Source organism: Martelella alba, assembly GCF_005217455.1.
Classification (GTDB): domain Bacteria; phylum Pseudomonadota; class Gammaproteobacteria; order Enterobacterales; family Enterobacteriaceae; genus Acerihabitans.
The window spans coordinates 66,650-81,806 of record NZ_SZPQ01000020.1 but is presented as its reverse complement, the minus strand read 5'-3'; the positions used below and the strand labels follow the sequence as shown (position 1 = coordinate 81,806).

The 15,157-nt window shown below is 57.0% G+C and carries 13 protein-coding genes; 3 read left to right on the top strand and 10 right to left on the bottom strand.

The window, feature by feature from the left end:
- Window positions 1–25: 25 nt before the first annotated feature.
- From FCN80_RS14640 to FCN80_RS14630, 3 genes are read right to left on the bottom strand one after another with little or no spacing between them, the layout of a single operon-like run.
- Window positions 26–1,018 carry an autoinducer 2 ABC transporter substrate-binding protein gene (locus FCN80_RS14640; protein WP_136990914.1) on the bottom strand — a complete coding sequence of 331 codons (993 nt, stop codon included), beginning with the start codon at window positions 1,016–1,018 and terminating at the stop codon, window positions 26–28.
- A gap of 29 nt (window positions 1,019–1,047) precedes the next feature.
- Window positions 1,048–1,521, bottom strand: coding sequence for a VOC family protein (locus tag FCN80_RS14635; protein WP_136990913.1), 474 nt, complete (start codon window positions 1,519–1,521; stop codon window positions 1,048–1,050).
- Window positions 1,522–1,551: 30 nt separating this feature from the next.
- On the bottom strand, window positions 1,552–2,124 hold the full coding sequence (locus tag FCN80_RS14630) for a phosphoheptose isomerase family protein (RefSeq protein WP_136990912.1): 573 nt from the start codon (window positions 2,122–2,124) through the stop codon (window positions 1,552–1,554).
- Between the two features lie 512 nt (window positions 2,125–2,636).
- On the opposite strand from FCN80_RS14630, the gene FCN80_RS14625 reads away from it, so the two are divergent.
- A complete protein-coding gene (locus tag FCN80_RS14625; RefSeq protein ID WP_136990911.1) occupies window positions 2,637–3,767 on the top strand; it encodes a GntR family transcriptional regulator in 1,131 nt (376 codons plus the stop codon).
- A gap of 24 nt (window positions 3,768–3,791) precedes the next feature.
- On the opposite strand, the gene FCN80_RS14620 is transcribed toward FCN80_RS14625, so the two are convergent.
- The 5 genes from FCN80_RS14620 to FCN80_RS14600 form a co-directional block, all read right to left on the bottom strand.
- Window positions 3,792–4,817 carry a LacI family DNA-binding transcriptional regulator gene (locus FCN80_RS14620; RefSeq protein WP_170975399.1) on the bottom strand — a complete coding sequence of 342 codons (1,026 nt, stop codon included), beginning with the start codon at window positions 4,815–4,817 and terminating at the stop codon, window positions 3,792–3,794.
- A 4-nt stretch (window positions 4,818–4,821) separates the two neighbouring features.
- On the bottom strand, window positions 4,822–5,658 hold the full coding sequence (locus FCN80_RS14615) for an ABC transporter permease (RefSeq protein WP_136990909.1): 837 nt from the start codon (window positions 5,656–5,658) through the stop codon (window positions 4,822–4,824).
- Entirely contained in the window at window positions 5,651–6,424 is a 774-nt protein-coding gene (locus FCN80_RS14610) for an ABC transporter ATP-binding protein (protein ID WP_136990908.1), read from the bottom strand. Before FCN80_RS14610 ends, FCN80_RS14615 begins: the two co-directional genes overlap by 8 nt.
- 66 nt (window positions 6,425–6,490) lie before the next feature.
- Window positions 6,491–7,201 (bottom strand): M24 family metallopeptidase, encoded by a 711-nt coding sequence (locus FCN80_RS14605; protein WP_136990907.1) that lies wholly within the window; start codon window positions 7,199–7,201, stop codon window positions 6,491–6,493.
- 58 nt (window positions 7,202–7,259) lie between these two features.
- A complete protein-coding gene (locus tag FCN80_RS14600) occupies window positions 7,260–8,264 on the bottom strand; it encodes an ABC transporter substrate-binding protein (protein WP_136990906.1) in 1,005 nt (334 codons plus the stop codon).
- Between the two features lie 223 nt (window positions 8,265–8,487).
- On the opposite strand from FCN80_RS14600, the gene FCN80_RS14595 reads away from it, so the two are divergent.
- Window positions 8,488–9,258, top strand: a complete 771-nt coding sequence (locus tag FCN80_RS14595) for a glutamine amidotransferase (protein WP_136990905.1) — start codon at window positions 8,488–8,490, stop codon at window positions 9,256–9,258.
- Between the two features lie 60 nt (window positions 9,259–9,318).
- The gene (locus FCN80_RS14590; RefSeq protein WP_136990904.1) at window positions 9,319–10,197 is read left to right on the top strand and encodes a nitrilase family protein; all 879 of its coding nucleotides are present in this window, start codon (window positions 9,319–9,321) and stop codon (window positions 10,195–10,197) included.
- Window positions 10,198–10,218: 21 nt separating this feature from the next.
- On the opposite strand, the gene FCN80_RS14585 is transcribed toward FCN80_RS14590, so the two are convergent.
- Together FCN80_RS14585 and treA are read right to left on the bottom strand one after the other, a co-directional pair.
- Window positions 10,219–12,387 (bottom strand): sensor domain-containing phosphodiesterase, encoded by a 2,169-nt coding sequence (locus FCN80_RS14585; RefSeq protein WP_136990903.1) that lies wholly within the window; start codon window positions 12,385–12,387, stop codon window positions 10,219–10,221.
- A 381-nt stretch (window positions 12,388–12,768) separates the two neighbouring features.
- Complete coding sequence (treA, locus tag FCN80_RS14580) at window positions 12,769–14,475, bottom strand: alpha,alpha-trehalase TreA (protein ID WP_136990902.1); 1,707 nt, start codon at window positions 14,473–14,475, stop codon at window positions 12,769–12,771.
- Window positions 14,476–15,157 lie beyond the last annotated feature (682 nt).

Below are 15,157 nucleotides of genomic sequence, written 5' to 3'. Positions count from 1 at the left end.
GGACGGTACGGCGCCGGCGTCATGGTTAAAAATCGTATTTGCTGTAGTTGTCCTTGGTAACGGTCAGCGGCCGGTCGAAAATGATATTCTTACCTTCAATGGACGGCTTGCCGATACCAGGAATCTCCAGGCCATTCTTGATGTGATCGCGCTTGCCTTCAAGGATCAGCTTGGCGATATAGGTCATTGAATAGGCGGCATCGCCCGGGCTCCACAATACGGATTCGGTCATGGAACCGTCTTTTAGAAACGTGGCGCTTTCCTTGGGCGAGGTGGTGCCCATCACCGTAAGCTTGCCCACCAGCCCTTTTTCCCGCAATGCCTGCGCCGCGCCCGGACCACCCTGACTGCCGAAGGAAATGACGCCCTTGAGATCGGGATACGTGGACAGCAGCTCAAGTGTTTTTTGCCGTGACGCATTACGGTCTTCACTGACCGGGAAACGCTCAGCCACCAGTTTCAGATCGGGATATTTGGCCTTGGCCTCTTTGATGGCCGCGTCCGCCCAGATATTATGCGCCGGTACGGTCAGGGACCCGACATAAATGGCGTATTCGCCTTTGCCACCCACGTGCTTGGCAAATTGATCGAGCATATACTTACCGAATTTTTCGTTTTCAATCATCTCCACGTCATAATCGGCATTAGGCTGATTTACCGATTCATGGGTAATCACCACAATACCTTTATCGTGAGCGCGGGCGAAAACCGGTTCGCAGGAACTGGCGTTATTGGGAACCACCAGCAAGGCGTTAACGCCCTGACTGATGGAATCCTCAATAATCCGGACTTGCTGCGCCTCGTCCGGCGACGCGGGCGCTTGCTGGTAAACATTGATATCGAAATCCTTGCCGCCTTTCTTTAACCCTTTCTCGTAATCATTGAACCAGGCGGAACGTAATTTCGGAATGCCGACCATGGTGAATTGTTGTTCGCCGGCGGCGGCGGCGGTTGTGGAATAACTGTTCACGGCAGCGCCCAGCAGCAGGCACAGCGCAAATGCGTTGAGTTTTTTCATGATATGTCCTCTGTGGCTGAAAAAGGCTATCAGGCGGGGTAACGGCGTTCCGGCGCGGGAATGGCTCCGGCATTACCTAATTCGATGACCGCCCCCTGAAAACGTTCTTCAGTATCGAGATAATAGAAAACATCGTCACCGATATTCCCGCTTTGCACGACCTGATAACCGCGTTTTTCATATTCCGCTATGGCGTGCTGGCAATCCTTGAAATACAACTTCATATGGTGCAGCCCATAGCCATGCTTCTCGATGTACTCGTTATAAATGCTGTAACCACTGACCGGCTGCATTAATTCCATCTGCACACCGTTAACCCAGCATACGGCGATTTTATAGATATGCTCCGCCGGCTTACCGCGATAAAAGGAATGCTTGATATTATGGGGTCCATAGGTATAGACATCCCAAGGCCCGATGCCGCAAACCTGGTGGTAGTGCGCCATTGCGTCATCCAGGTCGGCGACCAGATGCGCAATTTGGATGATGTCACCGTCTTTCATAATAAAGTCCTTTGGCGAGATGCATTAACGTCAGGCGAAGTGATGCGGCAATCCCTCAAGATTGGTATGGCGTTTTTTCATTTCTTCAAGGGAAATACCGGTTTTTTCGATCAACAGCATGGTCACGATATCCACAAATAAAAAGAGCGACTGTTCAAGCAACGACGACATGGGCTGGATGGAGGCGATCTCCTGATCGCCTCCGAATATTTGGCCCGGCACCCGTACAGTCAGATCCGCATAGCCGCCATGTTCGTTTTCGGGATGAGCGGTCAGCAACGCAATCCTGGCCCCCGCGTCCTTCGCCAGCTTCACCACGTTCAGTTCCACATTGGTCACCGCGCAATGGCCGATCAGCAGATCGCCCGATCCGATGCAGGGTGTAGTGGTGTCATACACCACGTAGCTGTCGAAGCCCATATGCTTAAGCCGCATGGCAAAAGCCCGCACGGAAAGTTGCATTCTTCCCATGGCATACAACTGAATCGTTTTTGCTTTACAGATCTCATCCATAAGAAGGTGGATTTCATTCTCATCCACCGCCAGCAGCGTGGCCCGGTTTTCATTGATGACTTGCTCAACAAGGCCTTTATAGGTAGACATCACGCAATTCCTCGCATTTAAGTGGAAAAAAATGTCGCCGTGATATTTTACATATTAATTAATTTGTAAAATTACAAGATCAATATGTGAATACAACATACGATAATAATTTTGTAAAACTATCGATATTGATCACGTTTTTTTAGCAAATTTGTTAAATTAGTAGCCAAATTGTTCATATTAGCGATCAGGATCACATAAGATAACCGGCGTCTTTCATTGCGCTATCCGACCGGAACCTCCGGCCATTACACGGTGATATTGGCGGGTTTGGTGGCGTCAGCCGGCGATTTTCCCTGGATAACGACGTTGCCGCCCCCCAGGAGGGCGCACCTCGCTTAGCTTCGTCCGCAGAGGGGCGCCGCCACGGTGGCCGCTTGATTTTACAACTTTTCTCATTTAAGGTAGTTACAAGGGAAAACTTGACAAACTTACTGCCGTCCGGCGTGATTTCAGATACCTGCGGCACTTTGGTGTCGCGGGCGCAATGACAAAGGGCGAAAAGAATCATTATGGCGAAAAGAGGTAAACTGGACGGCGTCTTGCAGAGCATCTTGCAACGGATCCGCGACGGCGTTTATGGCGAGGGGCAGCGTTTGCCCTCGGAAACCGTCCTGTGTGATGAATTCGCCGTTTCTCGGCCCACGGTATCCAAGGCGTTGGGAAAATTACGGGAACAGGGGCTTATCAACAGCACCCAGGGTTCGGGTCATTATGTCTGTCAGCGCAAGACGGGCGCCGCCGCCGAAGCTCAGGAACGGATACTTGGCATTCTTTCCCCCAGAATGGAGGCGAATGAAAGCGGTTTCTTGTTTGAGCAGATATTCAAGTCCATCGCTTCGCTGTCGCAGCAGTTTAATTTTTCCCTGGTCTGGAATGGCGTGGTAACCCTGGGTCCTAACGCCAGCAAGCAAAAAATTATCGATACCGTGGAAAAGATCATCGACCGCTATACCAAAAGCGGTGTGCAGGGTATTTTTTTTATTCCGCTGGAATTTCATCCCTTCGCTGATGAAATCAATGAGTTGATTTTACAACTGCTCTCCAAAGACCATATCCGCGTGGTTCTGGTGGACAGCGATCTTAAAACCTATCCCGAGCGCAGTGCCTATGATTTGGTCGGCATTGATAACATCGCCGCCGGTTATGAAGTGACGCGCCATTTATTGAAAAACGGCGCGCGACGCATCGATTTCCTTTGCGAACGCGATTCGGCGCATACCGTGTCCATGCGAATAATGGGTTATAAGCTGGCCCTGCTCGCCGCCGCGTTGCCGGCTGACCCTGCCTGGGTACACCAGGGCCCGACGGGTGACCGCGCCTTTATCGCCGATTTGCTGGATGCCGGCGCCACGGATATTGTCTGCGCCAATGATTTTACCGCCATGAAATTGCTGGCGGTCTGCAACCAGTTGCATCGCAAGGTCAATGTGGTCGGTTTCGACGATAACGAATATTCCGCCTTGCTCGGCATCCCGCTGACCACCTACAAGCAGCCCTTTGGCGATATCGCCCGGGAAGCGGTGGCGCTGATGCTGAACCGGTTGCGGCATCCCTCCGTTGCCCCGCGCCATCTGCAACTGCGCGGCGAGTTGATCATCCGTTCCTCCGGCGGCGCGGCGGACCGTCTTCCGGCCCCCTAGGCCGCGAAAGCGGCGGCGCGCCGGCTATGGCCTGGGACCGACCGAGGCGCGAATGCACAGCTCGGTGGCAAAGTCGCTGCGTTCCGGGCCGGCGGACTGCGCGCCGATCCGTTGCAACAGCAATGCGGCGGCGGCGCGCCCCATTTCGCGCCCCGGCTGGCGCACGGTCGTCAGTGCCGGCACTAGCCGGCTCGCATCGGGGATATCGTCGAACCCGGTGACGCTGATGTCTTCGGGCACCCGGATATGCCGCTCGGCGCATCGGCGGATAAACCCGATGGCCATCAAATCATTGGCGCACAGCACCGCTGTCGGCCGCTCCGCCATGACCAGGATCGTTTCCGCCGCCTCGCGGCCGCCGCGCTCAGTATAATCCCCGCGCAAGACCGGCACGCTGTCCGGCGGGATCCCCGCGCCGGCAAACGCTTCACGAAAGCCGGCCAGCCGTTGCTCGTTGGTCCACAGCCCCCGCGGGCCGCTGATGACCGCCAGCCGCCGGTGTCCGCATGCCAGTACATGCGCAGCCAGATCGCGGGCGCCGCTGAGATTTTGCGCGCTGATAAACGGCACGTCGATCCCCGGCAGGCATTCATCCACAAACACCACCGACCCCTGTTGCGCCAGACTGATCAGCGAAGGGCTGGGCAACCCGGTACCCGAGAGGTAAATCACGCCATTTAAGCGCTGGGTGCGCAGTACCTGGGCGTAATATTCTTCCCGACGGGTGTCCGACCAGGTCATGCACAGCACCAGCAGGCAGTCGACATTATCCAGCGCGCTCTGTATGCCCTCGGCCACATTGGCGAAAAAGGCGTTGCCGAGATCCGGCACGATAAAACCAATGGACGAGACGCGCTGGCGTTTCAAACTGCGCGCAGCGCTGTTGGGTTCGAAATGCAATTCGGCAATACAGCGCTGCACATGCTCGCGGGTTTCCACCGCCACCGGCCGGCCGCTGTTGTTGATTACGGCGCTGACCGTGCCGATGGACACTTTGGCCAGACGGGCTACATCGCGAATGGTCGGCCGGCCCGCCCGCGAAGATTTCACGCTATCACTCATTGATCGTCGACTCGGCCCGGCGGCGGGGACGACGCCAGTAACGCCGCGACCAGCGTCGCGCCGTCGACGAGGAGCGCCAAGGCGTCATGACGTATTCCAGGCCAATCACCAGCAAAAAGCTCACGACCCCCAACAAGGCGAGAAAACCGATGGCGGAAAAGGTGCCGGCGGTATTGAGCCGGGAATTGGCCTGCAACAAATAAGCCCCCAGCCCGCCACTGGTGGAGGCGGTCCATTCGCCGATCACCGCGCCGGTCACGCTGAAAGTGGCGGACAGCTTCAGGGCGGAAAACAGCGGCGTATAGGTGGCCGGCAATTTGACGTAACGGAATATACTCCAGCGCGAGCCCCCCATGGATCGCACCAGGTTCAGCATGTCCCTGTCCACCGAATTCAGCCCATCCAACACATTGACCACCACCGGGAAAAACACCACCAGCGCCACAATGACCAGTTTGGGCGCCAGGCCGAAGCCCAGCCAAATGGTCAGCGCGGCGGAAATGGCGATGACCGGTACCGCCTGGCTGGCAATCAGTATGGGGTACAGTACGCTACGGATCCAGGGCGTGGCATCCATCAGCACCGCGAATAAAAATCCGCCGCCGGCGCCGACGATAAAACCCAGCAGGAAGGTGGTGAAGGTGCTTTCAAAACCTATCCACAGCACCGACCAGTCCGACAGGGCATGCCGCCAGGTCATTTCCGGCGAGGGCAACACATAGGGCGGGATCTGGAAGATACGCACCGCCAGGTCCCATACCGCCAGCACAAGTATCAGGGCCGCCAGCGGCCCCCCCAACGGCAGCAGTAATCCACGCAGTTTATTCATGGGCGGCGACGTCCTGTACGGAGTGATCGGTGTAAATCAGATCTAAAATCCGGCTTTTCAGCCGGGTGAACTCGGGACTGGTCAGGCAGGACAACGGTCGCGGCCGGGAAATCGGCACGGTAAAGATTTCCCGGATCCGGCCGGGACGGGGCGTCATCACCACCACCCTATCCGCCAGAAATACCGCCTCGTCGATATCATGCGTCACGAACACCACGGTACGATGCTGCTCCGCCCACACTTTCAGCAACCACTGCTGCATGGCCAGCCGGGTCTGGGAATCCAGCGCGCCGAACGGCTCGTCCAGCAGCATCACGTCGCGATGCATCGCCAGGGTCCGCATCAGCGCCACCCGCTGGCGCATCCCGCCGGACAGCGCCGCAGGGTAATGATTGATAAACTCGCCCAAGCCATAGCGTTCCGCCAGCGCGACGCCGGCCTGGCGATCCTCGCGGCTGGCGCCGCCCTTGAGGATGGCGCCCAGCACGATATTATCGATGACCGTCATCCACGGCAACAGCAAATCCTTTTGCAGCATATAGCCCACATGACCGGTGCTGCCGGTCACATCGCGATCATCAATAAAAATTTGCCCGCTGTCGGGGGCCAACACCCCGGAAATGACATTGAACAGCGTGCTTTTGCCGCAGCCGGAGGGGCCCACCACACAAACGAATTCGCCCTGGGCTATTTGCAAATCGGTAGTCGCCAGGGCCGTCACCGCGCCGAAGCGGCGGCTGACCTGACGGATGGAGAGTTTGGACATGGTATGGCCTCTGTAACAGGGTCGCTTCCCGGCAGCGCGGCATGCGCCCCGTGCTTGTTTCTTTCCTTACAGGATCTCGCACCGCTCTCGGCCGAACCACAGCAGATCTTCCACCTTGACCGCGATGCCGTCCCGCCGGGCAAAAGGTTCTATGGCCCAGGCGCCCCACATGGGCGTGGCATTGCCGGCATCGATAAATCCTTCGGTATAGGCGGCGCCCGCCGTCAGCGAATGGCCTATGTTTCCCAGAAGATCCAGTAAAACGAAGCCTTCACGCGACAGGCGCTCCCGGCTCAGCCCGAACAGGTCGCAGGCCGGCATTCCCGGACGACACAAAGCCAGGGTATCCCGATGGAGTGTTTCCAGATCCCGTAACGCAAGCTCCGCTTCGGGATAGTCGCCGATGACCCGGCTGCGGGTGCAATCGGCCCAGAAGCCCTCGGCGGTGATGGGATGGACATCGACTATCAACACATCCCGCATGGCGGCGGCCTGTTCGCCGGGTCCCTGAGTCGGGAAGCAGACATGGGCGTTTTTGCCCAGTCCGACATTGGTTATCGTCCAGATGCCGGCCGCGCCTTGCGAGCGCAGATAATCATGAATGGCTTGCTCGACGACGGTTTCGGTCACCCCGGCGGCAACGGCGTCCAGGCCTTTCTGCGCGGCCGATCGGGCCAACAGCTGCGCTCGCCGCAACCCGACGGGCGCCTGGGGCGCCACGTCAGGCCCCGGGCGATAAGTCCAGGCGGGTTTCATGGGTAAAACAGGCGCTGTCATGACAGATGAGTCCTCCCTTTGGGAACGGTCCGCGTATCGGGCCGCGCCTTTGCCGGATTCAAGGCAGATACTGGTTGGTAAAATAGTGTTCGGCCGGCAGCGGCGCCTTGACAATGCCTTGGGCCTTTATCGCCGCCAGCAGCGCCTGCCAAACCTGTAGATCCATGCGCAGGGATTTCCCGTCCACCGGCGACAGCAACGGCGCGGTGTCCTGCCACTGCTGTTTGATAAACGCCGGATCATACGCTTTGCTATAGGCGGCGGCGAACGCGGCTACGCCCTCGTCCGGATGCGCAACCGCGTAGCGGATGCTTTTCTCGGTAGCGCGCATAAACGCCGCCGCCAACTGCGGATGGGTCTTTAGCCACGTCTGATTGCCGGCGAACATGAAAATCGGCGTATCGGGCACGCCATGCTCAATGGCCGGCAAGAATTCCGGTTGCTGTTTACCCATGGTGGCCATTTCAGTCCCTTCGGCATTGGTGATACCGGTAATGGCATCCACCCGCTTTTGCAACAGTAACGGCACCGTGTCGTCAGCGGCCGTCACCATCTTGACGTCGTCAAGGGTCAAACCGGCGCTTTTGAGCATAAGGGCCAATTGCGCCTTGGTCCAGGCATCATTGTAAATACCAATGGTTTTGCCTTTCAAGCCGGCGACAGTATAAGGTTTTCCCTGCGCGCTGATAACGCCCCAGTTATTGCCTTTGCCATAACGGCCGATGGCCTCCACCGGCGCGCCCTGCTCCTTGGCGAAAATAATATCCATGACCGTGGTGAAAGCCACATCCGCCCGGCCTGTGCCGAGGAATTTCATGGTGTCGGCCACGGTCGGCGGCGCGACAATGGTCAGATCGATACCTTCATCACGATAAAACCCCTTTTCCTTACCCAATATCCAGGGGATCCAAAAACCATCGGCCACTGGCCATTCCTGAACGAAGGTGACCTTGGCGGGCGCGGCGGCGGCGGCGTCCGCCGTAAGGCCATACCCCGGCAGCAGGTGGCCCATCAACAGGGCGCCGGCCAATACCGTTCCCTGCAAAAACGCGCGTCTTTTCATAAAGTGGCTCCGGCATAATGAATGAAAGAGATGAAACGATTTTTATATTGAAACGGTTCGATAATTTTTGTCAATATTATCTATCATATAAATTTCATATTGATTTATCAGTATAAAAATAACATAAATATAAGTTGAACCGGTTCGATAACTTTCGTACCGGATTGCCATAAAAAATGCATAACCGCACAACGCTTAACCCGGTTTGCGGGGGAGAATCTTCATGAATCGAAAAAAAGTCTTATTGGTGGGCGAAACCTGGGTGACCTCGGCGACGCATTTCAAAGGGTTCGACCAGTTCGGCAGCGTCACATTCCATTCCGGCGCGAAAGGCGTGCGCGCCGCCCTGGCCGATACGGCATTCGAGCTGATACATATGCCGGCGCATCAGGCTGTGGAGGAATTTCCCTTCACCCTGAAAGAATTGGATACGTATGACGTCATATTGCTGTCGGATATCGGCGCCAATTCGCTGTTATTGCACCCGGATGTGTGGCTGAACGGTAAAACCGTCGCCAACCGCCTCGTGTTGCTGCGGGACTGGACCGCCAAAGGCGGCGCGCTGGCGATGTTCGGCGGTTACCTGAGTTTTCAGGGCATTGACGGCAAGGCCCGCTGGCATCGCACCGCGGTGGAACAGGCGCTGCCGGTGGATTGTCTGCCCTATGATGATCGTATTGAAGCGCCGGAGGGATTTCACGCCCAGATCGCGCCGGAGCACCGTGATCATGACATGTTCGCGGGCCTGTCCGGCGATTGGCCGGCGCTGCTCGGCGCGAATGAACTTATCGCCAAGCCCGGCAGCGACGTGCTGGTACGTCTGCCGGCAGCGCTGGGCGGCCATCCGCTACTGGTGACCGGCCGATATGGGCAGGGTCGGACGCTGGCCTGGGCGTCGGACATCAGTCCGCACTGGCTGCCGCAAAGCTTTCGCGACTGGCCCGGTTACCGGCAATTGCTGGTCAATATGTTGACCTGGCTGACCCGTCGCTAGCCGCCACGGTCTGGACGCGGCCAATACATCCCGGCCTGACGGCCATTTTCGGAGAATGCCATGAGTACGACGCACGCCGAAGCCCCCGTTACCGTCGCCTGCCTGCAAATGGCGCCGGTGTTCGGCCAAACCCGGCACAATGTACAGACCACGCTGGATATGATCGAGCAGGCGGCGGCACAGGGCGCCAATCTGTTGGTCTTGCCCGAATTGTGCAATACCGGTTATGTTTTCGCCTCTCGGGCGGAAGCCTTCGCCCTGGCCGAAACCCTTCCCGACGGCCCGACCACCCGGGCCTGGATCGACTGCGCGCGAAGGCTGGGCGTGTATATCGTCGCCGGCATTACCGAACGCGAAAATGAACAGTTGTATAACTCGGCGGCCGTCATCGGGCCGCAAGGGTTTATCGGCCGCTACCGCAAGGCGCACCTCTGGGGCGATGAGGCCTTGTATTTTGATCCGGGCAATCTGGGCTTTCCCGTGTTCCGGACACGTATCGGCACGCTTGCCTGTCTTATCTGCTATGACGGCTGGTTTCCCGAGAGCTACCGACTGGCGGCCTTGCAGGGCGCGGAGATCATTTGCATGCCCACCAACTGGGTGCCGATACCGGGCCAGGATCCCAAACGGGAAGCCATGGCCAATATCCTGGTTATGGCGGCGGCGCATAGCAATTCGGTATTTGTGGCCGCGGCGGATCGCGTGGGGGTGGAGCGTGGGCAGCCATTTATCGGGCAAAGCCTGATCGCCAGCTATACGGGCTGGCCGGTGGCCGGCCCCGCCGACCAGACCGCCAGCGGGATCATTATGGCCACAGTCAATCTTGCCGACGCCAGACGTCACCGCAACTGGAATGATTTCAACCAGGTTCTGCGCGATCGCCGCACCGATGTCTACGATGGGATGCTGGGCGCCGAGTGCCGGCCCGGCCGCTACTAAGCGGCCCGCCGTTGCCGGCGACTAGGAGGCCGGGCCCGGCGCGATGCCCAGTCTTATGGTGAAATCCTCAGCCGGCATGGGTTTGCCGAACAGATACCCTTGCGCCTCCAGGCAGCCTTTTTTTCGTAGGCGCTCGCACTGCTCCAAGGTTTCGACCCCTTCGGCGATGACATCCATCTTGAAGCTATTGCCAAGATAGAGTATGGCCCGAACGATAGCCGCATCGGGCGGGGAATCGCACATGGCGCGGACAAAACTTTGATCCACCTTAAGCCGGGTCACTGGATAGTGCTTAAGCATGCTAAGGGAAGCATAGCCGGTGCCGTAATCGTCGAACGCGATGCCGACGCCGTCGGCATGCAGCTCTTTCAGCGGCAGCAGCATGGTTTCATCGTGACGCAGGATAATGTTTTCAGTGATTTCCAACTCCAGCGCCTGGGGCGGTAACCCCGATTCCCCCAAAATAGCGCGCACCTGCTGGGCAAGCGCCCCGGTGCGGAACTGGGCGCTGAATAAATTGACGCCGATCCGAAAATTCACCATCCCGGCCTCGCGCCAGGCCGCCGCCTGTCGGCAAGCGGTGCGGATAACCCACTCGCCGACCCGCTCGGCCCAGGGACCGGATTCCAGCGCCGGCAGAAAAACCGCGGGTCCCAACAGGCCCTTTTCCGGATGGCGCCAGCGCAGTAAAGCCTCGGCGCCGACAATGGCTTCGTCGGATAAACGGACTTGGGGTTGGTAAAAAACTTCAAATTCCCGTTTCTGATAAGCCCGGCCAAGTTCCGATTGATAAGAGCGTTTGGCTTGGGATATTTCCCGCAGTTCTCGCGTGAAAAACCGTCGGCAATGCCGCCCTTCGGATTTGGCCTGATACAAGGCCAAATCCGCGCTGGTCATCAATTCCTGTATGGTCAGCCCATGCAGCGGATACAGTACGATACCGACGCTGGCGCCGATATTGACCGGCTGACCCTCGACGGTCACGATCTTCGAAATTTCCTCGATAATCTGGTCGGCGATTTCCGCCGCCCGTTTAGGATCGGCCAGCCCCGGCAGCAATAAGGCGAACTCGTCGCCGCCCATGCGCGCCACCACATCGCCGGAGCGCACGCAACCACGCAGCCGCACGCCCACATCCACCAACACGGCGTCGCCCCCCGCGTGCCCCAGATTATCGTTGACGTCTTTGAAACCATCCAGATCCACTAGCATAATGATGGCCTTGTCTTCATTCCTTAGCACCTGCTCCAGGCTTGAAGTCAACAAGGTACGATTAGCCAGTCCCGTAAGATGATCCATGTGCGCAAGCTGGAACAGACGTTCCTCGTTCCGGCGTCGGTCTGTAATATCTCGCAAGATAGCTCCATAACTGACATGTTGGTGATCGACCCACATTGAGGCGGAAAGCTCAACCGGTATCCAGACGCCGTTCGCCGCCCGGACTTGCAATTCCATCATTCCGCCATGCCGTAATGTCTTTTTATCGGCCACCAAACCTTTTACACGAGCCACCAACCCGTCCGGTATCAGTAAGCTTATGTTTTGGCCGATAATATCTTTGCTTTCATATCCCAGTAACTGACTTGCCGCCGCGTTCCAAAAGGTAATTATGCCGGTCTCGTCCGCGCAGATAATCGCATCCGGCGAGGTGTGCGCGATATTTTCGAACCGCACCTGGCTGGCGCTTCGCGCCCTATCCAGCCGGAACATCTCCAGTTTATCCATTACCAGGACGGCCAAATCCTGCATGTTCTGTCTCTCGCTGCCGCTCAGATCGACGCGCGGCATGCGATCGATAATGCAAAACGAGCCGATGGCATAACCCCCGGGCGCCCTCAGCGGCATACCCGCGTAAAACCGGATAAAGGGTTCACCGGTCACTAAGGGATTATCTTTGAATACCGGGTCCGTCAATGCGTCGGTTACCACTAAAAAACCCTGCTTTTCGATGGTATGGGCGCAAAAGGAAATGCCGCGCGGGGTTTCGCACGCGACCAGGCCGCGGCTGGCGACGTATAACAGGCGCTCTTTTTCCAGCAGGGAAATAAGCACAATGGGAACCTTGAAGATATTGGCCGCCAACTGCGTTAAGCGAACAAATCCCTCTTCCTGGATAGGTTCATGGATACCATATTCACTCAGGGCGGCCAAACGCTGCTTTTCATCCTGACTGTGGGGCGGGTGACTCATATTTTCAACCTTTATACTCGTCATACTTCATGTTGCCTCGTGGTTGGCCGCGATGAGACGCGAATTATTAAGGTTATGGAACATACTATTTAATCTTAATTTATTCGCATAACTTCCGGGACACCTTCGGAAATATCATCGTCTCAGGGTACAGCCTATTTCAGATCCCACGGCGGATGACCCGCTTTAACCTGTTGGCGGGACAAGCCAGGCCGGACGAATACGCTTGGCATTCGCAAGAAACGCGACAAGGAAATGGGCTTGTCTTTGAGTATAGCCACCGCAACGGGAAAGGCGTAACCCTGCCTGAATACGCCTGGGGAATAATGGCGGGAAACCCCGAACGACGGGCCGGCAATAAGCGCCGGTCCGCGGGGTCGGTTAGTGCGCGGCGGCCTGAATGGTTTGCGGCTCGCCGTGGGCGGTCTGGTTTTCCGCCGAAGGGCCGTCTTCGCAGCCGGGAGTTTTATCGCAATAGAGATCGAGCAGCTTCAGCGTTACGCCGTTGGTCCAGCCGAACCCATCCTGCAAAGGATATTCGCCGCCGCCGCCACCGCCCAGACCGCTGCCTTCCACCACGTATTTTTCCACCAGTTTGTGCTGGTTATGATAAAGCCGTTGTACATTGCCCAGGAATCGGGTGGCGATATCCTGCGCCAATGCGTCTTTGCCGTAATTGCGCAACCCTTCCACCGCCACCCACTGCAAGGGCGGCCAGCCGTTGGGCGCGTCCCACTGCTGGCCGGAGACCTGATTGGTGGTGGCGATACCCCCCTGCTTGAGCAACTGCGCGCGAACGGTTTGCGCCGTGCGGTCGGCTCTGTCCAACGGCGCGATTTTGGCATACAGCGGGAACACCGTCGCCGCGGTGAGTTGCTCCCGCAGCTTTCCCAACTGCCAATCGTAGTCGGCGTAAAACCCTTCCTGATCATTCCAAAGATGATCGTTAATGGCCTTTTTACGCCGCTCCGCCAGTTGGCTGTATTCGTTGGCGGCCTGTTGATCTTTGGCCAGCACGCTGGCGTTGGCCAGGGTATGCTCCAGGTGATACATCAACGCATTCAAATCCACCGGCAGGATGGCCGTGGTACGGATCGATGACAAATCGGCGGGATCGCCGAACCAGCGCGAGCTGAAATCCCAGCCGGACTCGGCGCCGGCCCGCAGATCGCGATAGACCTCGGACGCCGGACGATCCTTCGCCTCGCTGGCCGTTTGCACATCTTCCATATAGGACTCGGTGCGCGGCGTATCCAGGTCATCCCAGTAGCGGTTCAGGATGTCGCCATCCGGCAAACGCACCACCCGTTTGGCCGCGGCTCCGGGCGCCAGATGCCTGGCGCCCGCCATCCAATAGTCATATTCTTTCTTCATCTGCGGCAAATATTTCAGATAAACCCCCTTGCCTTCATGGGTCGCCAGCAAATCGACCATCAGCGAAAAGAAGGGCGGCTGCGAACGGCTCAGATAATAACTGCGGTTGCCATTGGGAATATGCCCGAATTTTTCAATCTCATGGGCGAAATTGTCGGTCATATCTTTGACGAGATTCCATTTTCCGCTTTCCGCCAATCCCAGCATGGTGAAATAGCTGTCCCAGTAATAGACCTCGCGGAAACGGCCGCCCGGTACCACATAATCGTTGGGCAGCGGCAGCAGCGAATCATAAGGCCGTACCAGAGACGTATTACGGGTCAATATCGGCCACAAGGTATTGATATGCTCACGCAACGTTTGTCCCGTCGGCGGCACGTATTTCACGCGATCCGTCGGGAATATGAAATTTTTATCAACGAAGGCGCGCAGGTTAAAATTCTTACGGCGCTTTTTCAGCTGGTAATCGGCGATGATCGCCGCTGGCGACCGGCGAGGCACCGCGTCGGCAAAGGTTTTCTGATCAGGGAACAGTTTTGCCGACTGAACATCGACATACAATTGCCCCAGTAAAATATCCGGCCCCAGTAATTCGGGGATATTGGTTTTCATTTTCGCCGAGGCCGAGGAAAGGGCCAGGCCCGAGGCGGCGCCCAGGGCCATGCCCAGTGTCAGAAATCGTCTCCAGGTCCACCTGAAAGAGCGTGTAAGCATAGGCATCTCTCCTTCTTCATACGCCATTGGGCCAATCTGGCCGCGGCTCGCAAAAACCGCAGCGGAATAATAACTATAGACAGTGATGGCATCATTTGCGGCGCCGGCTTTAAATACGGCGGGTAATTAAATACGTCGGAATCTTCCGATTAAACGCAGCGGTAAACGGCGGTCAAACTGACGCCATTTTCACCGCCGCCAAGCGCTGATACCTTTTTGCCGAAGGCAATCCGAACGGCAATAATTTAAATGCTTTGTTGGTCATAATGTTATATCCCCGTGCTATTTCAAATTACCTCTTTGCGGGCGGCGTTCACCCCCGGTCAAAAAAGGGCCATGCCCCTGGAATGGGCAAGGATATCCTCTTTATCGCCACGAGCCCGCCGTAGGCGGTTCACATACCTTTTGGCCATGTATACCGCCCGCTGGCCGCCAGGCGCATAGCCGACGATATGACTGGGCTGAGCGAACGCAGCCAACGAGGAGACAACGTGAAGTAGGGCGAGTTTAGCGAAGTAAAAGGAATTTAGGAATTATCGCATCCGGGCCGGGGGATATTGCCCCCAGGCACGTGCAAAAAGAAACTCCAGTACGACGCAACGGCCTATCAGGGTTCGATCTGGCAAAGAGAACATTATTAATAAAATAAAACACATTTATGATAAATCAAATATACCCAATA

Excerpts from the sequence above, each read along its gene's own strand:
- FCN80_RS14640 (WP_136990914.1), bottom strand. The coding sequence starts at position 1,018 with ATGAAAAAACTCAACGCATTTGCGCTGTGCCTGCTGCTGGGCGCTGCC.
- FCN80_RS14635 (WP_136990913.1), bottom strand. The coding sequence starts at position 1,521 with ATGAAAGACGGTGACATCATCCAAATTGCGCATCTGGTCGCCGACCTG.
- FCN80_RS14630 (WP_136990912.1), bottom strand. The coding sequence starts at position 2,124 with ATGTCTACCTATAAAGGCCTTGTTGAGCAAGTCATCAATGAAAACCGG.
- FCN80_RS14625 (WP_136990911.1), top strand. The coding sequence starts at position 2,637 with ATGGCGAAAAGAGGTAAACTGGACGGCGTCTTGCAGAGCATCTTGCAA.
- FCN80_RS14615 (WP_136990909.1), bottom strand. The coding sequence starts at position 5,658 with ATGAATAAACTGCGTGGATTACTGCTGCCGTTGGGGGGGCCGCTGGCG.
- FCN80_RS14610 (WP_136990908.1), bottom strand. The coding sequence starts at position 6,424 with ATGTCCAAACTCTCCATCCGTCAGGTCAGCCGCCGCTTCGGCGCGGTG.
- FCN80_RS14605 (WP_136990907.1), bottom strand. The coding sequence starts at position 7,201 with ATGACAGCGCCTGTTTTACCCATGAAACCCGCCTGGACTTATCGCCCG.
- FCN80_RS14600 (WP_136990906.1), bottom strand. The coding sequence starts at position 8,264 with ATGAAAAGACGCGCGTTTTTGCAGGGAACGGTATTGGCCGGCGCCCTG.
- FCN80_RS14595 (WP_136990905.1), top strand. The coding sequence starts at position 8,488 with ATGAATCGAAAAAAAGTCTTATTGGTGGGCGAAACCTGGGTGACCTCG.
- FCN80_RS14590 (WP_136990904.1), top strand. The coding sequence starts at position 9,319 with ATGAGTACGACGCACGCCGAAGCCCCCGTTACCGTCGCCTGCCTGCAA.
- FCN80_RS14585 (WP_136990903.1), bottom strand. The coding sequence starts at position 12,387 with ATGAGTCACCCGCCCCACAGTCAGGATGAAAAGCAGCGTTTGGCCGCC.
- treA (WP_136990902.1), bottom strand. The coding sequence starts at position 14,475 with ATGCTTACACGCTCTTTCAGGTGGACCTGGAGACGATTTCTGACACTG.